This window comes from Neisseria wadsworthii 9715 (assembly GCF_000227765.1).
GTDB lineage: Bacteria > Pseudomonadota > Gammaproteobacteria > Burkholderiales > Neisseriaceae > Neisseria > Neisseria wadsworthii.
The window spans coordinates 241,618-265,959 of sequence record NZ_JH165159.1; the positions used below are offsets into that span (position 1 = coordinate 241,618).

The window sequence follows — 24,342 nt, forward strand, 5'->3', positions numbered from 1 at the left end:
CAATCATGCTTAAAATAAGTTTCTAGCTGGGTTTCAATTGTTGGAAGATTGAAAGACGGTGCTCATGAAAAAACCTAAATATCTTGGGAGGGAGTTTAGGGTAAAAATCTCTGCCCGTCTGAAGCTTTCAGACAGGCATTCTCTATCGGTTCATCCCAAACGGTTCATCCCAAATTGTAAGGATTTTTCAATTGTCCGTCGGGATATGTTAAAATACGCCCCGTTTTCGACTCAAAGCCCTGTCTGAAACGGCAGGCAAATATCATGGACAGTCCCAGTTCATCTTATCTAAACCACACAATCAAAAAAACATAATCATCCCTGCCCGGACGCTGCCGCGCCCCAGGCGGGCGGAGCAGTTATGAGCACAGAACCTCAAATCACAGAAACCGTTAAAGAGCGTGAGCGCCAGCCGCTGAATATCGGCCGCATTCACGACCTGGCCGAGGCATTGCTGCCGGTACACAGCCAGATTGACCAGCACACTTCTATTTCCGACCCCGAATTAAACCAGAAGCTCATCGAATTGATGGGCATCCTGCGCGACCTGCACCCGGCCGACGTGGCAAACGTGCTCGAATCGCTGCCGCAAAAAGAGCGGGTGATTGTGTGGAAGCTGGCCGAGCCGGAAGACGACGGCAACGTGTTGCTCGAAGTATCCGACGCCGTGCGCGAAACCCTTATCGATGCTATGGATAAGGATGAGCTTCTGGCCGCGGTGGAAGACTTGGATGCCGACGATTTGGCCGAGCTGGCCGAAGATTTGCCGCAGCATGTGGTGGCCGAAGCGCTGCAAACCCGCGACGAAGAAGAGCGGGCGCAGGTGCAGGCGGCGTTGTCGTATGAAGACGACCAAGTCGGTGCGATCATGGATTTCGAGCTGGTGAGCGTGCGCGCCGATGTGGCTTGCGAAGTGGTGCTGCGCTATTTACGCCGGTTTGAGAAACTGCCCGACCATACCGACAAAATATTTGTGGTAGATGAGGAAGATGTGTTAATCGGCGTGCTGCCCATCCGCAAGCTGTTGGTCTCCGACCCGGAAGAAACGGTGGAAAACGTGATGGCCAAAGATGTGGTGCGTTTCCGCCCGACCGACGACGTGGAAGAAGCCGCGCAGGCATTTGAGCGTTACGACTTGGTAACCGCGCCGGTGATTGACGAAAACAAAAAGCTGATCGGCCGCATCACCATCGACGATATGGTGGATGTGATCCGTGAAGAATCCGAAGCCGATATGTTGAACATGGCCGGTTTGCAGGAAGAAGAAGACCTGTTCGCACCGGTGTGGGATTCGGTGAAAAACCGCTGGGTTTGGCTGGCGGTCAACTTGTGCACCGCCTTTGTGGCCAGCCGCGTGATCGGCGCGTTTGAAGGCTCGATTGCAAAAATTGTGGCGCTGGCGGCGCTGATGCCGATTGTGGCCGGTATCGGCGGCAATTCGGGCAACCAAACCATCACCATGATTGTGCGCGCGATGGCGATGGGGCAGATTACCGGCCAGCAGGCGGGGCGGTTGTTAAACAAAGAAATCGGCGTGGCGCTGGTAAACGGTTTGATTTGGGGCGGCGTGATGGGCGTGGTGTCGTGGCTGCTCTATCAAAGCCCCGGTATCGGGCTGGTGATGGTGGCCGCGATGACGCTAAATCTGCTTTTGGCCGCCGCAGTGGGCGTGATGATTCCCGTGTTGCTCGACAAAGCCGGCCGCGACCCCGCGCTGGGCAGCTCGGTGTTGATTACTGCGGTAACCGATTCCGGCGGCTTCCTGATTTTTTTAGGGTTGGCCACGATTTTCCTGTTGTAGCCCGACCGTATGCTTTCGGAATGCACGGGTGCGCGCCGGGCATCTTTTCATTTTAATATAGCAAGTAAACTTAAAAATCGGCCTATTCGTCATACTCGGGCTTGCCCCGGATATCTTGGGTTTCGGTAACTTTAAGAGACGCTCGGGGCAAGTCCGAGCATGACGCAACCATGACAAAAATCAAGTTTATTTGCAATATGCTTGTCTGAAAACGCCATGAACATCAAAACATTTCTCGAAAACACCGCATTGCCTAAACTAGAAGCGCGTATGCTGGTGCAGGAAATTACCGGCTATACCCGCGCCCAGTTGATTACCCGCGATGAAGCATGCCTGTCTGAAAGCCAAAGCAGCCGGCTGCGCGGGCTTGAGGCGCGGCGTTTGGCGGGCGAGCCGATGGCCTACATTCTGGGTTGGCGCGAGTTTTACGGCCGCCGCTTCAAAGTTACCCCGGCCACCCTGATTCCGCGGCCGGAAACCGAACATCTGGTTGAAGCCGCGTTGGCTAAATTGCCGCAGGGCGGGGCGGTTTGGGATTTGGGCACGGGTAGCGGCGCGATTGCGGTAACGATTGCGCTGGAGCGCCCCGACGCACAGGTATGCGCCAGCGACATCAGCCGCGAAGCTCTTGCCGTGGCGCAGGAAAACGCCCGATTGTTGGGCGCTCAAGTGGCTTTTGGCTGCGGTTCGTGGTTTGAAGCGCAATGCCTGTCTGAAAAGATATGGTTTGACCTTATTGTGTCCAACCCGCCTTATATTGAAGCGGGCGATGCGCATCTGGGCGAAGGCGATTTGCGTTTCGAGCCTCAAACCGCGCTCACCGATTTCGCCGATGGCTTGTCATGTATCAGGGCTTTAGCCGAAGGCGCCGGTGCGCGCTTGAAAGCGCAAGGATGGTTGATGGTTGAGCATGGTTATAATCAAGGAGAAGCCGCCCGCCGCATATTTAAGGAAAACGGCTTTGAAGAGGTGCAAACCGTGCAGGACTTCGCCGGGCTCGACCGCATTACGCTGGGCAGGAAAGTTGATACGGTATCGCCGTAAAATAACCAAAAAACGGTAACTGTATATGGCTGCAAGTGGTAAAAGGATATCTGAGTCAAATATAGAGTTTGACGGTAAATGGTTTGAATAATGGGAATGCCTGTCTGAAAAAAGTTTCAGACAGGCATATGTATTTGGTGTTGGTTTTTCTGGGAAAAATATCTTTTCCCCATTTTGAGACAAGGTATTGTTTAAATTTATTAACATTAAGTAAATCGGCATGTTATACTCGCTCGCTGTAATAGTGTGTAATTTATAACCATTACAAAAATAAAGATTTTTCAACCTCAAAATCTCAGATAACAAGGACTCTCCATATGGCTCTGTTTCTCAGCATTTTCCCCATCGTGCTATTAATTTGGCTGATGGTGAAAAAAAACGGCATGGCCTCGTATATTGCCTTGCCGCTCACGGCAGCATTGATTTATGTGCTGCAGCTTACTTATTTCAAAAATCCATTTATGCTGTTGAATGCCAATATCGTGTCGGGCTTGGTTTCCACGTTCACTCCGATTACGGTGATTTTCGGCGCGATTCTGTTTAACCGCATGATGGAAACCACCGGTTGCATCGATGTGATCCGCAAATGGCTCGGCAACATCAATCCGAATCCTGTGGCGCAGCTGATGATTATTGGCTGGGCCTTCGCCTTTATGATTGAGGGCGCCAGCGGCTTCGGCACGCCGGCGGCCATTGCTGCGCCGATTTTGGTCGGCCTCGGCTTCAACCCTTTGCGCGTGGCCATTTTCACGCTGGTCATGAACTCAGTGCCGGTTTCTTTCGGTGCGGTGGGTACGCCAACTTGGTTCGGTTTTGGTTCTTTGAATTTGAGCGATGCCGATATTTTGTCTATCGGCAAGCAAACTGGCCTGATCCACTTTTTTGCCAGCCTGGTTATCCCGCTGATAGCCTTGAGCTTCATTACCAGCTGGCAGGAAATCCGCAAGAACATTGTGTTCATTTACCTGAGCGTGATGGTCTGCACCATTCCTTATGTTTTGCTGGCCACGGTCAACTATGAATTCCCGGCTTTGGTGGGCGGCGCAATCGGCCTGCTGCTGTCTGTGGGCTTGGCGAACAAAGGCGTGGGCTTGAGCAAAGAATACGAAAAAGAAACCGGCGGTGAGAAGCTGGGCGCGGCCGTGGTAATGAAAGCGCTGGCTCCTTTGGGCATGCTGATTGCCATTTTGGTGGTTACCCGCATCCAGCAGCTGGGCTTGAAAGGCTTGCTCAACGATGCCACCACGCTGTTTGCCGTGCCGTTGGGCATCTTTGATTTCGAAGTGAGCCGTGCGCTGATTCTGAGCTTTAAAAACATTTTCGGCCAAGGCGTGAACGATGCTTATAAAACCCTGTATGTGCCTGCGCTGATTCCGTTTGTGGTAACCGTGCTGGCCTCTGCGATGATGTTCAAAACCAGCAGCAGCGACACCAAAGCCATGTTCGGCACGGCCATCCAGCAAGTGAAAAAACCGTTTTTGGCTTTGTTGGGCGCGTTGATTATGGTGAAATTGATGCTGGTTGGCGGCGATGCTTCCATGGTAAAAACCATCGGTAAAGAATTTGCGGCGCTGGCCGGTCAAAACTGGATGTATTTCGCCTCTTTCTTGGGCGCAATCGGCTCGTTCTTCTCCGGCTCCAACACCGTATCCAACCTAACTTTCGGCGGCATCCAGCAGCAAATCGCTTTGGATACCGGCCTGTCGGTAACTCTGATTTTGGCTTTGCAGTCTGTGGGCGGCGCAATGGGTAATATGGTGTGCATCAACAACATCATTGCCGTGTGTACCGTAACCAACGTGCACAACCAAGAAGGTGTGATTATGAAGAAAACCGTGGTGCCGATGATGGTTTACGGCGTGATTGCCGCCGTGGTGGCATTGTTGTTCTTGGTTTAAACTTCAGAGCATAAACCCGATGCCTGTCTGAACATTTCAGACAGGCATCGTCTTAATTGGGCATTTGCCGCTTTTATATAGCTAATCCACTTACATAATTAACGATACCGTCATACACGGGCTTAACCCGAGTATCTTCAGTTATTGGAACTCGAGATACTCGGGTTAAGTCCGTGTATGGCGAGAGTAGATTTGCCTTATCAGCCCGTTTGATGAAAGAAAGAATCTAGATGAAGCCTTTTTTAGTTTTCCCTCTACTGGCGCTCGGCCTGCTCACGGCCTGTGACAACGGCCCGAAACCGACCAATCCTGCCAAGCAGGAGCAGGGCAGCGGCTTTCGCGAAGAGCTGGTCAGCCGTTTCAGCGAACAATGCATGGCTTATGTACCGCGCGATTCCGCTGTGTTGCAGGCCAAAGCCAAGCAGCTTTGTGATTGTGCCGCCAACCGGGTGGCCGATAATGTCAGCTTCACTGATTTGGGCGGCTTTTTGCAGGGCAATACGCAGGAGCTGCACGCGAAGTTTGCCGATACCGTTAGACATTGCGCACAAGAACAGCTGCTGCCGGCGCAGGCCTCGGCAGCTTCCGCACCTCAAAGTCAAGCCAAATAATCAAAGCCTGTCTGAAATTTTCAAACAGGCTTCCGCAGTCAAATTGTACTGTTGCATTTATTTTTTAGATAAATGGTGATACAACTTGTCAAAAGAAAAAATACCAATAGCCATAAGAATAAGAAAAGTAATCCAGTATAGATAATTAGGCCATTCAGTTATCTGATATATCAAGAAATAGATGGCTATTCCGATACCACATCCTATTATTCTAAAAAACGGCAATTTCAGCATTATTGCCATTAATCCGCAGGGATGTTCCCTCGATTAATATCATCCATAACAGAATTTTTATAGCGTTCTCCCCAGCCGCGGTAATCAGCATGTTCTACGGCATGACCGATTGCTGTACCTGCAAGTGCCCCAGAGGTGCCAAATCGCCCTCCTAAAATACCGCCAATCGCTGCGCCCCAGCCAGGAGAAGAGTCGAAAAATCCTGCTCCTGTTACAGATTGCATTTCTTTCACGGTCAAAGTTTTCATATCATACTCCTTATACAAAATTTAATAAAAACAACAATATTAATATACAGTTGTATTGTTGCGAGTATGAATTTATCAATTTGTTTCTGAAAAAATCTTTTTTTTCTCAATTTATTAAAAGCAGGCTGATTGTTAAATTTTTTAATTTAGAGTTTTGTCGCGTGATTTGCTATAAAACAATCAAAGCCTGTCTGAAATTTTCAGACAGGCTTTCTTCTGCGGTGCAACCTTCAAGAAACTTAAATATTAATCGTCATCATCATCGTCGTCGTCCCAATCGCGGTGTTTCTTGCGCTTGTGATATTTTTTCTTGTATTTCTTATGCTTGTAGCGGTGTTCCTCATAATAGCTGCGCTCCCGCTCATTCGCTTCCATTTTCTTATTATGGTAAGCATAAGCATTGCCTGCCAAACCGCCCATTGTTGCGCCGATTAATGCGCTGCGTGTGTCTTTACCCATCGCAACGCCCACAGCCGCCCCTGCTGCCGCTCCGGCAAGCGTGGCCTTTGTTTGGTTGGTCGTGCCGCGGGCCTGCACCGTGCCTGCCGGCAATACCAGCGCAGCCGAAACCAATGCGGCCAATAAAGCTTTTTTGCCTATCATTGTTGTTTCCTTTTCCATTCGCACAGAATCAAAACATAAAACAATCATGATTGTATGTTTGTGCCATTAGATTAGAGAGAATGAAACAAGTTCCCCGGCGGCATACGATGCCTGTCTGAAAAATGCCGGCTGAGAAACTTGAAAAAAACATACCTCTTTCCCGCAAAACTACGCCATACTCGGTAAGTATGGCGGAAATCGGGTCGTTTTTATTTTTCACCGGGTTTTGAAAATCTCAGCCGCTCTTTTTATTGCTCAGCAAAATACCGCCGAAAATCGCCAGAATCCCGATGAAATGATACAGATGAAACGCTTCGCCCAAGAGCGTTACCGCCAGCAGCGTGCCGAACACCGGCATCAAATGGATACTCAAGCCCGCGCGCACCGCACCCACACGCGCAATCGCCGCCGTGTAACACAAATAAGCCACCACCGAAGGAAACACGCCCACATAAGCAAAGCCCAGCAGCGCATCAGTGCTCCAGTTTACCTGCGCCCCGCCTGCGCGCTCCCATAGCCACAAAGGCAGCAGCACCAGCAAGCCCAGCATAATCTGCACCGCCGTCAAGCCTGTCCGGTTGATTTCCGTCGGCATATAGCGCATCCACAAAGTATAAAACGCCCAACATACCACCGCCGCAAACACCCACAAATCGCCCGAATTAAACCGCAAAGCCCAAAGGTTTTCCAAACTGCCGCGCAGAATAATCGCCAGCACGCCGCATAATGACAGCAACAAACCCGACACCTGAAACCGATTCAACGCCTGCCCGTAAAACACCGCCCCAATCAGCATAATCAGCACCGGAATACACGAATTGAGCAAAAGCGCGTTGGTGCTGGTGGTGTGGTGCAGCCCTGTATAAACCAAAGTATTAAACGCCGCCACACCGGTCAGCGCCGTACCGATAACCAGCTTGGCATGCTTGCGGTACAAACCCTTGTCCCGCCGCACCGCCGCCCAAGCAAACGGCAGCAGAATCAGCAGCGAAATCACCCAGCGCCCAAACGAAAGCGTAAACGGCGGAATATCATTGCGCACTACCCGCGCAACAATCACATTCCCCGCCCACAACAGCGGCGGCGTAATCAAAAAAGGCAGATTTTTAAACAAAGCAGGAGCAGCCATAGCAGCGGACAATCAAATAAAGATAAACAACTGCATGATAGCAAGGGCGGAACGGGCATTCCATCGATTTATTATGCCCAAGGCTTGACATAGTTTGCCTCCGCATTCCAGCCGCCCATGCAAAGGATGCCTGTCTGAAAACCCTTTCAGACAGGCATCACACTACCCCGGCTTGACCCGGCTGCCCCTTTTATTTCATAGTCGCACAAAGCAACCCCAAGCCACAGGAACCTCATAATGGAAAAGCACAATATCTTCCACCCGCTGCCCGAACGCACCGACGCAGAAACCTTTGAAGACATCCTGCGCACACCGAATATCCGTATCGAACGCATCATTTCCCACGGACAATCCTCGCCCGAAGCAGGTTGGTACGACCAAGACGAAGCCGAATGGGTAATTTTATTGCAAGGCGGCGCGGTGCTGGGTTTTGAAAACGGAAAAGAAATCAGCCTGCAAGCCGGGGATTATGTGCATATTCCGGCGCATTGCAGGCATAGGGTGGTGATGACGGATCAAGAGGAAGTTACGATTTGGTTGGCGGTGTTTTACTGTAATTGACGTATAAAAATTTCAGACGGCCTCGAATCCCTTCGAGGCCGTCTGAATTTTTCCAGCTTAAACGTTCAAACTACTCAAACACTCAAGCCGCGTTACCTTCTAAGAAGTCCTGCGCGAAGCGTTGCAGCACGCCGCCGGCTTCGTAGATCAGCACTTCTTCGGCGGTGTCCAAACGGCAGGTTACGGGCACTTCAACCGTTTCGCCGTTTTTGCGGTGGATAACCAGCGTTAAGTCGCAGCGCGGTTCGCGTTTGCCGATAACGTCGTAGGTTTCGGTGCCGTCCAGTTCTAAGGTGTGGCGGTTAACGCCTTCTTTGAATTGCAGCGGCAACACGCCCATGCCGATAAGGTTGGTGCGGTGGATGCGCTCGAAGCCTTCGGCCACAATGGCTTCTACGCCGGCAAGGCGCACGCCTTTGGCGGCCCAGTCGCGGCTGGAGCCTTGGCCGTAGTCGGCACCGGCCACGATAATCAGCGGCTGTTTGCGGTTCATATAGGTTTCAATCGCTTCCCACATGCGCATCACTTGGCCTTCGGGTTCTACGCGTGCGAGTGAGCCTTGTTTGGTGGTGCCGTCTTCGTTTTTCACCATTTCGTTGAAGAGTTTGGGGTTGGCGAAGGTGGCGCGTTGGGCGGTCAAGTGGTCGCCGCGGTGGGTGGCGTAAGAGTTGAAGTCCTCTTCAGGCAGGCCCATTTTGGCGAGGTATTCGCCTGCCGCACTGGTCGGCAGAATGGCGTTGGAAGGCGACAAGTGGTCGGTGGTGATGTTGTCGGGCAGAATCGCCAGCGGGCGCATGCCTTTTAAGGTGCGCTCGCCTGCCAACGCGCCTTCCCAGTATGGCGGACGGCGGATGTAGGTGGACATGGGGCGCCAGTCGTACAGCGGGCTGGGCGCTTTTTCGGCGGTGCCGGTGTCGAACATGGGGATGTACACGTCGCGGAATTGCTGCGGTTTCACATGTTTGGCAACGATTTCGTCGATTTCTTCGTCGGTCGGCCAAATGTCTTTCAGGCGGATTTCTTTGCCGTCTGAAACGCCCAATACGTCGTTTTCAATATCGAAACGGATGCTGCCTGCAATCGCGTAGGCCACCACCAGCGGCGGCGAAGCGAGGAAGGCTTGTTTGGCGTAGGGGTGGATGCGGCCGTCGAAGTTGCGGTTGCCGGACAATACGGCGGTGGCATACAAATCGCGGTCGATGATTTCTTGCTGGATTTTCGGATCGAGTGCGCCGGACATGCCGTTACATGTGGTGCAGGCAAAGGCAACGATACCGAAACCGAGTTGCTCCAATTCGGGCAACAGGCCGGCTTCTTTCAGATAGATTTCCGCTACTTTGGAGCCGGGTGCAAACGAAGATTTTACCCACGGCTTGCGGGTTAAGCCCAGTTTGTTGGCATTGCGCGCCAACAGGGCGGCAGCGACCACGTTGCGCGGGTTGGAAGTGTTGGTGCACGAGGTAATCGCCGCGATAATCACCGCGCCGTCAGGCATTTTGCCGTCTGAAGGTTCTTCATAAGGCGCGGCGATACCTTTGGCGGCCAAATCGGTGGTCGAGAAACGGGCGTGCGGGTTCGACGGGCCGGCCATGTTGCGGGTAACGGTGGATAAGTCGAACTTCAACACACGCGGGTATTCGGCTTTGGCCAAAGCATCCGACCACAAACCTGCGGTTTTGGCGTAGTTTTCCACCAATTTCACTTGCTCGTCGTCGCGGCCGGTGAGTTTCAGATAATCAATGGTTTGTTCGTCAATCGAGAACATCGCGGCGGTGGCACCGAATTCGGGCGTCATGTTGGAAATGGTGGCGCGGTCGCCAATCGACAGGCTGCGCGCGCCTTCGCCGAAAAATTCGACAAATGCGCCAACCACGCGCTCTTTACGCAGGAACTCTGTCAAAGCCAACACGATATCGGTGGCAGTGATGCCGGGCTGGCGTTTGCCGGTCAGCTCTACGCCCACAATATCGGGCAGGCGCATCATCGAAGCGCGGCCGAGCATCACGGTTTCGGCTTCCAAGCCGCCCACGCCTACGGAAATCACGCCCAGCGCGTCCACATGCGGCGTGTGGCTGTCGGTGCCGACGCAGGTGTCGGGGAAGGCCACGCCGTTTCTCACTTGAATCACGGGCGACATTTTTTCCAAGTTGATTTGGTGCATAATGCCGTTGCCCGCGGGGATAACGTCCACATTTTCAAAGGCGGTTTTCGTCCAGTTGATGAAGTGGAAACGGTCTTCGTTGCGGCGGTCTTCAATTTCGCGGTTTTTGCGGAAAGCGTCGGGGTCATAGCCGCCGCATTCCACGGCAAGCGAGTGGTCGACAATCAGCTGGGTTTGCACGACGGGGTTGACTTTGGAAGGATCGCCGCCTTTTTCGGCAATCGCATCACGCAAACCGGCCAAATCCACCAGCGCGGTCTGCCCCAAAATATCGTGGCACACCACGCGCGCGGGGAACCACGGAAAGTCGATTTCCTGCTTGCGTTCAATCAGTTGGCGCAACCAGCTTTGCAGTGTGGGCAAGTCGACATTATCGGCGCGGTTGACCAGATTTTCGGCCAAAATGCGCGAGGTGTACGGCAGCGTATCGTAAGAACCGGGCTTGATGTCTTCACAGGCCGCGCGTGCGTCGTAGTATTCGAGATTGGTATCCGGAAGGGGTTTGCGGTAGATTTGGTTGGTTTTCATGGTTAAGTCCTTTTTTCGTGTTTTTCTTTTGGTATGTTTTCAGACGGCATCAGGCCGTCTGAAAATAAATCTGCATCAGTTTTATAGGTTTCAAATTTATAGGTTTCAAATATCAGGCACTACCCTGCGCCATCGGTTGCCGAACACATGCAGCGTCAAGCCGCACATCACAACGATAATACCCAGCCAATGCCACAAGGCCAAGCGTTCGTCTAAAACCAGATAGCCTGCCAATAAAGCAATCACCGGTACCAATAAAGCAAACGGCGTTACCTTGCCGGCCGGATGCTTGGCCAGCAACGCACCCCAGCCGGTATAGCCGACCAAGCTCGCCACATAGGCCAAAAACAGAATGCCGCCGACGCCTTTCCAAGTGAGGTTGGATGTATGTTGCTCCAAACCGTCTGCACCGTAAAGCAGCAGCGAAGCCAACGTAAACGCCCCAAATGCCGGAATACCGCCCCAAACGACCAACGACAGCGCGTTTACAGAACCGATACGCTTCACAATAATATTGCCGCACGCCCAAGATGCCGCCGCACCGAACACCGGCAACATCGCACTTACCGGCAAGCTGCCTTGATAGTGCCCGATGCCGATAAACACCAGCCCCACCGCCGCCGTGCACATACCTAATAAATGATGGGCAAGCACGGGTTCGCGCAACAAAACGCCCGCTATCAATACGGTAAAAAACACCTGCACTTGCAGCATCAATGCCGCCAAGCCGGTGGGCAGCCCCCAATCCAATGCGGTAAACATCAAAGAAAATTGCCCGAAGCTGATGGTTAAACCGTAAGCAATCAACAAATACCAAGGCACTGCCGGACGTTTAAGCAAAAATACCGCCGGAAACACCACGCAGAAAAAACGCAGCATACCCAACACCATCGGCGGTATTTCGTTCAGGGCAAACTTCATAAACAGGAAATTCACGCCCCATACGCCGATAACCAGCAATACCAGCAGATAATCTTTCAGGTTCATGATCGGCTGCCTTGTTTCTCTTGGTGTGCGGATTGGCCTTGCGTATGTTTTCAGACGGCCTCTTAAACCAAGCCTGTCTGAAAACCAAAAAAGGTACGGTAGGCTTGCGCCCGCCGTACCTTGATTATGTTTTAGCGTTCTTCCATCGGCACGAACGGCAAATCATCAGGGCCGGTGTAGTTCGCACTCGGGCGGATGATTTTGCCGTCTTGACGTTGCTCAAGCACATGGGCCGACCAGCCGGTGGTGCGCGAAATCACAAACAGCGGGGTGAACATGGCGGTGGGCACGCCCAGTTTTTGATAGGAAACGGCAGAGAACCAGTCTAGATTCGGGAACATTTTTTTCTCGTTCCACATCAGGGTTTCCAAACGTTCGGCGATGTCAAACAGGCGCATATCGCCGGTTTCCTCGCTCAATTCGCGCGCCACTTCTTTAATCACCACATTGCGCGGGTCAGACACGGTGTACACGGGGTGGCCGAAACCGATCACGATTTCTTTGCGGCCGATGCGCTCGCGGATGTCGGCTTCGGCTTCGTCGGCATTGCGGTAACGTTTTTGAATGTCGTATGCCACTTCGTTGGCACCGCCGTGTTTCGGGCCTTTCAGCGCGCCGATGGAGCCGGTGATGCAGGAATAAATATCCGAACCCGTGCCGGCAATCACGCGGGATGTGAAAGTGGAGGCGTTGAATTCGTGCTCTGCATACAGAATCAATGAAATGTGCATGGCTTTGATATGCGATTTAGACGGACGCTTGCCGTGCAGAAGGTGAAGGAAATGGCCGCCGATGCTGTCTTCTTTGCTTTCCACTTTGATGCGTTTGCCGTTGTGGGAATATTGATACCAGTAAAGCAGCATGCTGCCTAGGCAAGCGATGAGTTTGTCGGCAATGTCGCGCGCTTCGCTGGCAGGCTGGCTTTCACGCTCCGGGTGCACGCAGCCGAGCATGGATACGCCGGTGCGCAATACGTCCATCGGGTGGGTGTGCGCGGGCAGGCTTTCCAATACTTGAATCACGCGAATGGGTAAGCCGCGCAGGGATTGAAGTTTTTTCTTATAAGCGGCTAATTCAAATTTGTTGGGCAGGTGACCGTGGATCAAAAGGTGGGCCACTTCTTCAAACTCGCAATGTTTGGCCAAATCGAGAATGTCGTAGCCGCGATAGCTCAAGTCGTTGCCACTGCGGCCTACGGTACACAGCGCGGTGTTGCCGGCAGGTACGCCTGAAAGGGCTACGGATTTTTTGGGTTTCGGCGTTACTGGGGTTTCGGTAGTCATCTATTGGGTCTCCTTTGTATATCATTTTTTCAGACAGGCCTGTCTGAAAATCATGGTTTTTTAATGCACGGCGGCAGAAGAGGCGGGGCGGCATAATCCGCCCGCCGCTTGGCAGCCGGTGTGTTATTCGGATTTGCTGAAGAGTTTGTCCAGCTTTTGTTCGAAGTCGTGATAGTTGAGATGCTCATACAGTTCGGCGCGCGTCTGCATGGTATCGAGCACATTGGCTTGCGTGCCGTCGCGCATGATGGCTTCGTAAACATTCAGTGCGGCCTTGCTGGCGGCGCGGAAAGTAGAAAGCGGATACAGCACCAGTTTCACGCCGTTGTCGGCCAGCTCTTTCTGCGTGTAAAGCGGGGTGGCACCGAATTCGGTAATGTTGGCCAAAACGGGCACTTTCACGGCCTCGGCAAATTGTTTGTACATGCCCAGCTCGGTCATTGCTTCGGGGAAAATCATATCGGCACCGGCTTCCACACAGGCTTGCGCGCGCTCGATGGCGGCGTTCAAACCTTCTACGGCAAGCGCGTCGGTACGCGCCATAATCACAAAATTTTCATCCACGCGCGCATCTACGGCTGCTTTGATGCGGTCAACCATTTCCGCTTGCGACACGATGGCTTTGTTCGGACGGTGGCCGCAGCGTTTTTGGGCCACTTGGTCTTCGATATGCACGGCAGCCACACCTGCGCGCTCAAAATTGCGGATGGTGCGTGCAATATTGAATGCCCCGCCCCAACCCACATCAATATCAACCAGCAAAGGCGTATCGACATTGTCGGTAATGCGGCGGGCATCAATCAGCACATCTTCCATTGTGGTAATGCCCAAATCGGGAATACCGCAAGAGCAGGCCGCCACGCCGCCGCCGGAAAGATAAATGGCTTTAAAACCACTGTGCGTTGCCAAACGGGCAAAATAGGCATTGATACAGCCGACCACGGCTAAGGGATGGGATTCTTGGACGGCCTTGCGGAACCGCAGGCCGGCAGAGTGGATACTCATTTTTGAATGCTCCTTTTATACATATTTTTCTTGTGTTGCTGAATGTAGTTTGACCGGCAATATTAGTAAAATTATTTATTCTGATACAAGCCATCAGCAAATTTGATAATGGGTGCGCAAAGTCTGATTCTGAGCGGAATCGGATTGATAATGTATTAAATGTTTCTGCTGGATTTGTTTATATTTCTTTTTGTTAACCTGTCGAATTGAGCTTTATTTATGAATATATGGCTGTTTGAATGTTTGCAGGGGCGGGTTTATTAGCATGTAAAACACTGTGTTTGAATCATTCAAGATAGAAATGCAATGCCTGTCTGAAATTGTTTTTCAGACAGGCATTGTTGGTTCATAACTTTTAAAACCGAGCGTTTACCAAATATCAGATTTGATTTTACGCTTCAAGGTAGGATGCTCGGAAAGCTTGAACACCGGCTCTTTGCCCATACGCAATTTGCGTTGGTAGTCGCGCAGCAGCATGAACACCAGCGGGGAAAGTATCATGATGGCAATCAGGTTGATGAAGGCCATGATGCCCATGGATAAGTCGCCCATATCCCATACCAGCCCCACTTTTACCACCGAGCCGAAGTAAACAAACGCCAACACGGCCATGCGGAACAATGCAAGGGTGAGGCGGCCGTTTTTAATAAACTGCACGTTGGATTCCGCATAGGCGTAGTTGCCGATAATCGAAGAATAGCAGAACATAAACAGCACCACTGCCAAGAAATATTGGCCGAACACGCCGATTTGGCTTTCCAGCGCGGCTTGCGTGAGCTGGCTGCCGGTGAGGTTTGCCGCGTTGGGCACATCGGAGAGTAAAATCACAAATGCGGTGCACGAACACACGATAATCGTGTCCACAAACACACCCAGCATCTGAATCATGCCTTGCGAAACAGGGTGTTTCACATCGGCTGCCGCGGCAGCGTTCGGCGCAGAACCCATACCGGCTTCATTGGAAAACAGGCCGCGTTTGATACCTTGCTGCATGGCGGCAGCAATCGCGCTGCCGGTAAAGCCGCCGGCGGCAGATTCGAAGTTAAACGCACTGTTGATAATCATGCTGAACATGCCCGGCACTTCTGAAATATTGGTTGCCACGATAAAAATCGCCACCAACAGATAAGCGGAAGCCATCAAAGGCACCAAAGCTTCTGCAATGCGCGAAACGCGGCGGATACCGCCGAAAATAATCGGTGCGGTCAAAATGACCAGGCCCACACCCAAAATATGTTTGTAAGAATGCCAAGCGGTTTCGCAATCGCCGCTGCCCGAGGCGCAGCCGGAGGCTGATTTGACCGATTCGATAATCGTGTTGGCCTGAATGGCATTAAACACAAAGCCGAAGCAGAGAATCAGGCTCAGAGCAAACAGAATACCCAGCCATTTTTGCCCCATGCCGCGCGTGATGTAATAAGCAGGGCCACCGCGGAACTGGTTGTTGCCGTGGTCGCGGATTTTGAATAATTGCGCCAGCGAAGATTCGGCAAATGCGGAGCTCATGCCCAAAAGCGCAGTCAGCCACATCCACAGCACGGCGCCCGGCCCGCCCAGCGAAATTGCAATGGCCACACCGGCGATATTGCCTGTGCCCACGCGGCTGGCAAGGCCGGTGGCAAAGGCTTGGAACGGCGTGATGCCGTGGCCGTGCGAATCGTCGCCTTCGCTGCGGCTGCCCAGCATTTCTTTGATGCTGCGCGCCAGCAGACGCACCTGCACGAAGCCTGTGGCAAGCGTGAAAAACAAACCGACGGCAACCAAGATAAACACCAGCCATGTCCACACAAAATCATTGCCGGCATTGACGCCGCAGTGCATCAGATCAAGTGCATACACACCGTGCTGCCCTTGATCTAAACATTCTTTAAACTTATCCATAATCAATTATTCTCTATTTGAAGTATTTGAGGCGCATAATTTGCTAACGCGCGCATTTTAATACAGGTTAACAATTTATGTTTGGTATTTTACATGTTCGATTTTAATCGAATGCTTATTTTCTTGCTTATGGTTACGAAGTTTAATGTTTCCGTTTTATGTGGAATAGGTGGTTCACAGTTTCATAGATATCAGCGATGCCTGTCTGAAAACAATATGCCGGCAATCTGGCCAGCCTTTTCAGACAGGCATTTTATTTACGGATAAACTGACCATTCCGCAGCAATTACTCTAAAATACCGGGCTCTGTGAGGAGTACGATTATGTTTTTTTGCCACTTGAAGGCTTCTTTCTGGCAAGGCCTGCTGCTGTGTGCAGGTTTGGCCGGTTTATCCGTTATGTTGGCTCCCATGCTGGGGCAAGCCGTCAGCCCGCTATTGGCTGCTATTATGGCGGGCTTGTTGCTGGGTAACAGTTTTTACCCGAATTTCGAGCAATATTTTAATGACGGTATCCTGTTTGCACAAAAGCAGATTTTACGCACGGCCATTGTGCTGTATGGTTTTAAACTGACTGTTTATGATTTGGCGCAAGTTGGGTGGAGCGCATTGCTGATTGATGCCATTATGGTGGTTTCGACATTTTTGCTTGCCGTGTGGTTGGGCAGGCGGGTTTTCGGCATTGACCGGAACACTTCTATTTTAATCGGCTCCGGGGCGGCCATTTGTGGTGCCGCCGCAGTGTTGGCAACGGAATCTGTGTTAAAAGCAGAGCCTTATAAAGTGGCGGTGGCGGTAGTTACGGTGGTGGTGTTCGGCTCGCTTGCCATGATTGTGTATCCTGTGCTGTATTCATTGCATATATTGCCTTTTGATACTGCGCAATTTGGTGTTTATACCGGCTCAACAGTGCACGAAGTGGCGCAAGTGGTGGCAGTCGGCGGCTCCATCAGCCCGGAAACAGCCAATACGGCGGTGATTACCAAGATGGTTCGGGTTATGTTGCTGGCTCCGTTTTTGCTGGTTTTGTCTTATGTGTTGGCAAGGGGCAAGAATGAGCCAAATCATCGGCAGAATAAAATAACCATCCCTTGGTTTGCTGTGGGCTTTATTGCTGTGGCCGGGCTCAATTCATTATTGCCCGAACAATTCTCGCCATGGGTGCGCCGGGTTATCTATTTGGATGACTTTTTGCTTGCAATGGCCATGGCTGCATTAGGCTTAACAACCCGAGCGAGCACAATCAGTAAAGTGGGCATATTGCCGTTTAAGCTCGGGCTGTATGTGTTTGTGTGGCTGGTTGCGGGCGGAGCGGCGGTTAACTGGTTGCTGGTGTAACTGAATGTTTTGAAATAAGCTTAATCAACTACATCATATATTTTTCTTTATTCACTTCTCATGGCTAATTTATGATCCAACCCGTCCGCATCCTCGGCCTTGACCCCGGCAGCCGCACCACAGGCTTCGGTATTGTCGACGTTATCAACCGCCAACACATTTATGTGGCTTCCGGCTGTATCAAAACCATCCCGAACGACGAATTGGCCGGGCGTATCGGCGTGATTGTAGAAAATCTCAACGAAATCATCGAAGTATACCGCCCCAATCAGGCGGCGGTGGAACAGGTGTTTGTAAACGTAAACCCTGCGGCCACCCTGATGCTCGGCCAAGCCAGGGGCGCTGCCGTGGCCGCTTTGGTCATGCGCGGGCTGCCCGTGTATGAATACACCGCGCTGCAAGTGAAGCAGGCGGTGGTAGGCAAGGGCAAGGCGGCCAAAGAGCAGGTGCAGCATATGGTTGTGCAGATGTTGGGGCTTTCGGGTACGCCGCAATCCGATGCTGCCGACGGCTTGGCCGTGGCGCTCACCCATGCGCTGCGCAACCATAGCCTGGCGGGTAGAATCGGACTGCGCGACATCCAAATCAAAGGCGGCCGGTTTCAGCCGTGAAACAGGCCTGTCTGAATGCTATGAAATAAAATTCAGGCAGGATAAAAGCTTCCTGCAATATTTCGTCTATATCAAAAAAGCCGAAGCGTTCACTACAAAGCACTACATTCCACTATGTTTGCTTAACCCGAATGGCGTATAATAAGAGTAAAAATTTTTTTAAAGAAAGAAAAAAGGAAAAGTATGAAGAGCCATCAATTGGAACCATTCCAAAAAGTAGAATTAGGAGAAGAAAAAGACCGCCTGCAGATTTTCGAACAAGCCGTGTTACAGCACAAAGGCAGAAAATCAGATGAAGATTCAAGCAGTGCGCCGCTTCCGGAAAACTATCCTTACCGTACCCGCATGAGCCGCCGCGTGTATGAAAAAGAGAAAAAGCTGCTTCAAATCGAGCTTTTAAAAGTACAAAGCTGGGTTAAAGAAACCGGCCAAAAAATCGTGGGGCTGTTTGAAGGCCGAGATGCGGCCGGCAAAGGCGGTACCATCAAGCGCTATATGGAGCATCTCAATCCGCGTGGCGCGCGCGTAGTGGCTTTGGAAAAACCTTCAGAAAGCGAACGAGGCCAATGGTATTTCCAACGTTATATCCAAAATCTGCCAACCGCCGGCGAAATCGTGTTTTTCGACCGCTCTTGGTATAACCGCGCAGGCGTTGAGCGCGTGATGGGCTTTTGCGAGCCGCACGAATATCTGCTCTTTATGCGCCAAACGCCCGAATTCGAGCGCATGCTGGTTGCCAGCGGCATTCATCTGTTTAAATTCTGGTTTTCGGTAAGCCGCGAAGAGCAGCTGCGCCGTTTCATTTCCCGCCGCGACGATCCGTTGAAACACTGGAAACTTTCGCCCGTCGATATCCAATCGCTCGACCGCTGGGACGAATATACCGATGCGAAAAACGCCATGTTCTTCCACACCCATACCGGCGACGCACCGTGGACGATCATTAAATCCGACGATAAAAAACGCGCCCGTTTAAACTGCATCCGCTATTTCCTACATAAGCTCGACTATCCGGGCAAAGACGAAAAAGCCATCGGCAAAGTCGACCCCCTGATTGTCAACGTGCCGACCACGCAGTTTAAAGACAATAATTTCGATATTATTGCCGACTAAGCGGTTTGCAATTTGATGCCTGTCTGAAAAGCCTTTTCAGACAGGCATTATTCATTTTGCTAAAATACCGTTTCTTTTTCCCGATAGGCCGTTTCCATGAGCAAACCCACCGTTTCCCCCATGATGCAGCAATATCTCGGCATCAAAGAAGCGCATCAAGACAAACTCGTGTTCTACCGCATGGGCGATTTTTACGAGCTTTTTTTCGATGATGCGGTGGAAGCGGCCAAGCTGCTCGACATCACGCTCACCACCCGCGGCCAGCTCAACGGCGAGCCCATCAAAATGGCCGGTGTGCCTTATCACGCCGCCGAACAGTATCTCGCCCGCCTAGTAAGGATGGGCAAAAGCGTGGCGATTTGCGAGCAGGTGGGCGAAGTGGGCGCCGGCAAAGGGCCGGTGGAGCGCAAAGTGGTGCGCATTGTTACGCCCGGCACGCTCACCGACTCCGCCTTGCTGGAAGACAAAGAAACCAACCGCATCGTAGCCGTGTGCGTGGGCAAAAAACAGATCGGTTTGGCATGGGCATCGCTGCAAAGCGGCGAATTCAAAGCCAAGCTCACCGAAGCGGGCAAACTCACCGACGAACTCGCCCGCCTGCAGGCTGCCGAAATCCTGCTGCCGGATGCCAAGAACGCGCCTGAAATCAAGCTGCCCAATGCCAATGTTACCCGGCTCAACCATTGGCAGTTTGCCGCCGACAGCGGCTTCGACCTGCTAACCCGCTATTTCGGCAGCCAGGATTTGCTCGGCTTCGGCCTTGACATCGAGCAACATGCCGCAGCCATCGGCGCCGCCGGCGCCTTGCTCAACTACATCCAGCTTACCCAATCACAACTACCCAAACATCTCGACAGCCTCAGCCTCGAAACCGAACAGCAATACATCGGCATGGATGCTGCCACCCGCCGCAACCTTGAAATCACCCACACGCTCAGCGGCAAAAAGTCGCCCACCTTGTTTTCCGTGCTCGACCGGTGCGCCACCCACATGGGCAGCCGCCTGCTCGCCCAATGGCTACACCACCCGCTGCGCAACCGCCAGCACATCACTGCGCGCCAGCAGGCCGTGGCCGCCTTGCAAAACGAACAGAGCCATATCCATGCCTGTCTGAAAAACATTGCCGATATTGAACGCATCGCTGCCCGCATCGCCGTCGGTTCCGCCCGCCCGCGCGATCTTTCCGGCCTGCGCGACAGCCTGTTTGCTCTGGCCGACATCCGCCTGCCCAATACCGCCGGCCTGTTGCAAACCCTGCAAAATATCTTTCCCGAAGGCGTGGCAGTGGCAGAGCGGTTGCAGGCCGCGATTCTGCCCGAGCCGGCGGTGTGGCTGCGTGACGGCGGCGTGATAAATCAAGGTTTCAACGCCGAGCTTGACGAATTGCGCCACATCCAAACCCACGGCGACGAATTCCTGCTCGCCCTCGAAACCCGCGAGCGCGAGCGCACCGGCTTATCCACTCTCAAAGTGGAGTTCAACCGCGTGCACGGCTTTTATATCGAACTTTCCAAAACCCAAGCCGAACAGGCGCCTGCCGATTACCAGCGCCGCCAAACCCTGAAAAATGTCGAGCGTTTTATCACGCCCGAATTGAAAACTTTTGAAGACAAAGTGCTGGCCGCGCAAGACAACGCCCTTGCGTTGGAGAAAAAGCTCTATGAGGCTTTACTGGCGGACTTGCAGGCAGAGCTGCCGCTGTTGCAGAAAACCGCTAAAGCCGCCGCCGCGCTTGATGTGCTGTGCAGCTTCGCCGCCCTGGCCGACGAACAGGATTACCGCTGCCCCGAGTTTGTCGATTATCCCTGCATCGAAATCGAAAACGGCCGCCATCCCGTGGTGGAGCAGCAAGTGCCCCGCTTTACCGCCAACCATACCCATCTCGACAACAAGCATCGTTTGATGCTGCTTACCGGCCCCAATATGGGCGGTAAGTCCACCTATATGCGCCAAGTGGCACTGATAACCCTGCTGGCCCACACCGGCAGCTTCGTACCGGCAGATGCCGCCAAAATCGGCCCCGCCGACCAGATTTTCACCCGCATCGGTGCTTCCGACGATTTGGCTTCCAACCGCTCCACCTTTATGGTGGAAATGAGCGAAACCGCCTATATTCTGCACCACGCCACCGAGCAATCTTTGGTGTTGATGGACGAAGTAGGGCGCGGCACTTCCACGTTTGACGGCCTCGCGCTTGCGCAGGCCATTGCCGAGCATCTGATTCAGAAAAACAAATCCTTCAGCCTGTTTGCCACCCATTATTTCGAGCTGACCCGCCTGCCCGAAGCCCACGCAAGTGCCGTGAACATGCACCTTTCCGCGTTGGAAGAGGGGCAGGATATCGTGTTTCTGCACCACATCGAACCCGGCCCCGCCAGCAAAAGCTACGGCATCGCCGTGGCCAAACTCGCCGGACTGCCCGCGCGGGCGCTTAAGTCGGCGCAGAAACATTTGGAAGAGTTGGAGAGCCAAGCTGCCGCCAGCCGCCCGCAGATGGATATTTTCAGCCAATGCTTGCCTGAAAACGAAGAGCCGGTGCCGCCGCCCGCGCCAACCAACCCTGCTCTGGCGGCCTTGCAAACCCTCAACCCCGACGAACTCACCCCGCGCGAAGCGTTGGATTGGCTTTACCGTTTAAAGCAGATGGGGCGGAAAGACAGTTAACGAGGCCTTTGGGCTTATTGTCGTGAACATATTTCATACAAGGCGCAACGCTGCCTTTGCGATATGCAGTGAAATACCTAATCAGTTGGCACATACCATGCCTGTCTGAAAGACGGTTTCAGACAGGCATATGTTATTTGAAACAGGCTTCGTAAAGCGGCTGTAAAGCGTGTTGGAAGAAGGGCAGGTTGAATAAATCGCAATGGGCGGCAGTAAGCATGGCGAAGCTCCGGTTTTACAGTTGGGTTGCCAAGTATAGCCAAATCGCGGCGCATCGGGGTTATAGTCAATTAACTTAATTTTTGCTACGGCGCCTACTATTTGTCCTGGCTTCGGCTTGCTGCCTTGTATCAAAAATGTGTTGATTGACTATCGGCATTGCAAACCAATATAACCAATATTTTCAGACAGGCATTCAGTTGTTTTACCTATGGTTTCATTGGTAAGATAGCGGTAAAAAATAAAACCGTGTTCATCAGTTTAAAGGAGCATTCATGAATAATCTTCCTGTGGAGCATTATGTGGTGGCCGCCCTATGCGGGTTGCTGCTGGGTGTGTTGGTCACTTGGTTGGCGATGCGTAATAACAAAACCAAGCGGCAGGAGCATGAGCAGTTGGTGCGCGAATTCGGCGACTATCGCGCCAGAGTTGACCGCCATTTTGTCGATACGGCCGAGGCGGTAGACGAATTAAACCGCAGTTATCAAAAAGTGGTGCAGCACTTGAGCACCGGTGCTCAAAGTCTGATGGGCAAAGAAGCTTTGGAGGAGCAGCTCAACCTGCGCGGCAATAAAGCGGTAACGGTGGCTTATTTGGCATATGCGGCACAAAGCGTGCCTTTGTCGAAAGAGGAAGCGGTAAGCGATACGGTGGAAACCGTTGTGGTGGCGGAGCAGCCTGTGCCGGATGCGGTTGTGCCAGTTGACGCACCAGTTGAAGCGCCGCTGGATCCGGTAGAGCAGGAGCCTGTAAGCGAGGTTCCGGTAACCGATGCGCCGCCCATAGCGGATGTGCCCGAGAAAGAAACGCCTAAGTTATAATGAAGCTGCCGCGCCGCCAAAGCGCGGCATTTTTGTGCCTGCTGCCCGAGGCTTTTGTTTCATCTGCTTTTTCGTTAGAATCTTTGTGCGGTTAAACGCATGCTGCGTTAAATCAAACCATTATTCAATTAAAATGCCGAAGAAGGCGGGTAAAAAGCTTACCTTAGCCTGGGCGGCTATAATCGGTTAATAACGAAAACAAAGGAGAAAACCCACCATGCAAATTAAAATCCCTGCCGTTTACTACCGCGGCGGCACATCTAAAGGCGTGTTTTTCAAACGCAGCGACCTGCCCGAAGCAGCTCAGGAAGCGGGCGAAGCGCGCGATAAAATCCTGCTTCGCGTACTCGGCAGCCCCGACCCCTACGGCAAGCAGATCGACGGCTTGGGCAACGCCAGCTCGTCTACCAGCAAAGCCGTGATTCTCGACAAAAGCAGCCGCACCGATCATGATGTGGATTACCTGTTCGGCCAAGTTTCCATCGACAAGCCTTTTGTCGATTGGAGCGGCAACTGCGGCAACCTTACCGCCGCCGTGGGTGCATTTGCCATCAGCAACGGCTTGGTTGATCCGGCCAAAATTCCTGAAAACGGCATCTGCACCGTGCGCATCTGGCAGAAAAACATCAACAAAACCATTATTGCCCATGTGCCCATGCAAAACGGCGAAGTGTTGGAAACCGGCGACTTCGAGCTGGACGGCGTAACCTTCCCCGCTGCCGAAGTGCAAATCGAATTTCTTGATCCGGCCGACGGCGAAGGCGATATGTTCCCCACCGGCAATCTGGTTGACGATCTGGACGTGCCCGGTGTGGGCGTGCTCAAAGCCACGCTGATTAATTCCGGCATCCCTACCGTGTTTGTGAATGCCGCCGACATCGGCTATACAGGCAAAGAGCTGCAAGACGACATCAACAATGATGCCGCCGCGCTGGAAAAATTTGAAACCATCCGCGCATACGGCGCGTTGAAAATGGGCTTGATAAAAGATGTTGCAGAGGCCGCGACACGTGCGCACACGCCGAAAATCGCCTTTGTTGCCCCCAGCGCCGATTATGTTTCTTCTAGCGGCAAACCGGTTGCCGCAGGCGATATCGACTTGCTGGTGCGCGCTTTGAGTATGGGCAAACTGCACCATGCCATGATGGGCACGGCATCCGTAGCGATTGCCACTGCCGCCGCTGTTCCCGGCACGCTGGTCAATTTGGCAGCGGGCGGCGGAGAGCGGCAGGAAGTAACGTTCGGCCATCCTTCCGGCACTTTGCGTGTGGGCGCGGCCGCCGAGCAGCAAAACGGCAAATGGACGGCCACCAAAGCCGTGATGAGCCGCAGCGCGCGCGTGATTATGGAAGGTTGGGTTCGCGTGCCGGAGGATTGTTTTTAAATCATAGGAATATGTTTGGATAACCCTTTTTCAATGGAATGTTTGGCCTTAACTTTAAATATCTGAGCCACTTTTCCTATTGGAATGGCAATCTAATCGTTTTCTTTTCGGCATGAACCATCCGAAAAGCTCTGTTGGTGTTTCTGTTTAAGCAAGGATCTATTTTCAAGTCAGCCATTACTTCAATACAATGCCTGTCTGAAAAGTTTTCAGACAGGC

The 24,342-nt window shown here is 52.5% G+C and carries 19 protein-coding genes; 11 read left to right on the forward strand and 8 right to left on the reverse strand.

Annotated features, from left to right (window positions below):
• The first annotated feature begins 361 nt into the window (after positions 1-361).
• From mgtE to HMPREF9370_RS01010, 4 genes are all read left to right on the forward strand, one after another.
• Positions 362-1,801 (forward strand): magnesium transporter, encoded by a 1,440-nt coding sequence (mgtE, locus tag HMPREF9370_RS00995; RefSeq protein ID WP_009115374.1) that lies wholly within the window; start codon positions 362-364, stop codon positions 1,799-1,801.
• A gap of 216 nt (positions 1,802-2,017) precedes the next feature.
• Positions 2,018-2,845, forward strand: a complete 828-nt coding sequence (gene prmC, locus HMPREF9370_RS01000; RefSeq protein WP_040666744.1) for a peptide chain release factor N(5)-glutamine methyltransferase — start codon at positions 2,018-2,020, stop codon at positions 2,843-2,845.
• Between the two features lie 317 nt (positions 2,846-3,162).
• Positions 3,163-4,743 carry an L-lactate permease gene (locus HMPREF9370_RS01005; protein WP_009115377.1) on the forward strand — a complete coding sequence of 527 codons (1,581 nt, stop codon included), beginning with the start codon at positions 3,163-3,165 and terminating at the stop codon, positions 4,741-4,743.
• Between the two features lie 230 nt (positions 4,744-4,973).
• Positions 4,974-5,354, forward strand: coding sequence for a hypothetical protein (locus HMPREF9370_RS01010; protein WP_009115378.1), 381 nt, complete (start codon positions 4,974-4,976; stop codon positions 5,352-5,354).
• A 242-nt stretch (positions 5,355-5,596) separates the two neighbouring features.
• Here HMPREF9370_RS01010 and HMPREF9370_RS01020 read toward each other — a convergent pair whose 3' ends face one another.
• From HMPREF9370_RS01020 to HMPREF9370_RS01030, 3 genes are all read right to left on the reverse strand, one after another.
• Complete coding sequence (locus HMPREF9370_RS01020; protein ID WP_009115380.1) at positions 5,597-5,836, reverse strand: hypothetical protein; 240 nt, start codon at positions 5,834-5,836, stop codon at positions 5,597-5,599.
• A gap of 246 nt (positions 5,837-6,082) precedes the next feature.
• Positions 6,083-6,439 (reverse strand): YMGG-like glycine zipper-containing protein, encoded by a 357-nt coding sequence (locus tag HMPREF9370_RS01025; protein ID WP_040666748.1) that lies wholly within the window; start codon positions 6,437-6,439, stop codon positions 6,083-6,085.
• Between the two features lie 235 nt (positions 6,440-6,674).
• Entirely contained in the window at positions 6,675-7,553 is an 879-nt protein-coding gene (locus HMPREF9370_RS01030) for a DMT family transporter (protein ID WP_244963455.1), read from the reverse strand.
• Between the two features lie 252 nt (positions 7,554-7,805).
• Between HMPREF9370_RS01030 and HMPREF9370_RS01035 the strand changes: the two genes are divergently transcribed.
• The gene (locus HMPREF9370_RS01035) at positions 7,806-8,129 is read left to right on the forward strand and encodes a cupin domain-containing protein (RefSeq protein WP_009115385.1); all 324 of its coding nucleotides are present in this window, start codon (positions 7,806-7,808) and stop codon (positions 8,127-8,129) included.
• An 82-nt stretch (positions 8,130-8,211) separates the two neighbouring features.
• Here the strand turns inward: HMPREF9370_RS01035 and acnD are convergent, their stop codons facing one another.
• The 5 genes from acnD to HMPREF9370_RS01060 all read right to left on the reverse strand — a co-directional run bounded on the left by acnD (position 8,212) and on the right by HMPREF9370_RS01060 (position 15,974).
• Positions 8,212-10,818 carry a Fe/S-dependent 2-methylisocitrate dehydratase AcnD gene (acnD, locus tag HMPREF9370_RS01040; protein WP_009115386.1) on the reverse strand — a complete coding sequence of 869 codons (2,607 nt, stop codon included), beginning with the start codon at positions 10,816-10,818 and terminating at the stop codon, positions 8,212-8,214.
• 105 nt (positions 10,819-10,923) lie between these two features.
• Complete coding sequence (locus HMPREF9370_RS01045; protein WP_009115387.1) at positions 10,924-11,805, reverse strand: EamA family transporter; 882 nt, start codon at positions 11,803-11,805, stop codon at positions 10,924-10,926.
• A 131-nt stretch (positions 11,806-11,936) separates the two neighbouring features.
• Entirely contained in the window at positions 11,937-13,088 is a 1,152-nt protein-coding gene (prpC, locus tag HMPREF9370_RS01050; RefSeq protein ID WP_009115388.1) for a bifunctional 2-methylcitrate synthase/citrate synthase, read from the reverse strand.
• 123 nt (positions 13,089-13,211) lie between these two features.
• Positions 13,212-14,093 (reverse strand): methylisocitrate lyase, encoded by an 882-nt coding sequence (prpB, locus tag HMPREF9370_RS01055; protein WP_009115389.1) that lies wholly within the window; start codon positions 14,091-14,093, stop codon positions 13,212-13,214.
• A 369-nt stretch (positions 14,094-14,462) separates the two neighbouring features.
• Entirely contained in the window at positions 14,463-15,974 is a 1,512-nt protein-coding gene (locus HMPREF9370_RS01060; RefSeq protein ID WP_009115390.1) for an alanine/glycine:cation symporter family protein, read from the reverse strand.
• A 323-nt stretch (positions 15,975-16,297) separates the two neighbouring features.
• On the opposite strand from HMPREF9370_RS01060, the gene HMPREF9370_RS01065 reads away from it, so the two are divergent.
• The 6 genes from HMPREF9370_RS01065 to prpF all read left to right on the forward strand — a co-directional run bounded on the left by HMPREF9370_RS01065 (position 16,298) and on the right by prpF (position 24,123).
• A complete protein-coding gene (locus HMPREF9370_RS01065; RefSeq protein WP_009115392.1) occupies positions 16,298-17,311 on the forward strand; it encodes a YeiH family protein in 1,014 nt (337 codons plus the stop codon).
• Positions 17,312-17,382: 71 nt separating this feature from the next.
• Positions 17,383-17,922, forward strand: a complete 540-nt coding sequence (ruvC, locus tag HMPREF9370_RS01070; RefSeq protein WP_009115393.1) for a crossover junction endodeoxyribonuclease RuvC — start codon at positions 17,383-17,385, stop codon at positions 17,920-17,922.
• Between the two features lie 183 nt (positions 17,923-18,105).
• Positions 18,106-19,035: a polyphosphate kinase 2 gene (gene ppk2 / locus HMPREF9370_RS01075; RefSeq protein ID WP_009115394.1), complete on the forward strand. Its 930-nt coding sequence runs from the start codon at positions 18,106-18,108 to the stop codon at positions 19,033-19,035.
• 96 nt (positions 19,036-19,131) lie between these two features.
• On the forward strand, positions 19,132-21,699 hold the full coding sequence (gene mutS, locus HMPREF9370_RS01080) for a DNA mismatch repair protein MutS (protein ID WP_009115395.1): 2,568 nt from the start codon (positions 19,132-19,134) through the stop codon (positions 21,697-21,699).
• Positions 21,700-22,193: 494 nt separating this feature from the next.
• Positions 22,194-22,739 (forward strand): ZapG family protein, encoded by a 546-nt coding sequence (locus HMPREF9370_RS11520; protein ID WP_009115398.1) that lies wholly within the window; start codon positions 22,194-22,196, stop codon positions 22,737-22,739.
• 217 nt (positions 22,740-22,956) lie between these two features.
• Positions 22,957-24,123, forward strand: coding sequence for a 2-methylaconitate cis-trans isomerase PrpF (gene prpF / locus HMPREF9370_RS01090; protein WP_009115399.1), 1,167 nt, complete (start codon positions 22,957-22,959; stop codon positions 24,121-24,123).
• Positions 24,124-24,342 lie beyond the last annotated feature (219 nt).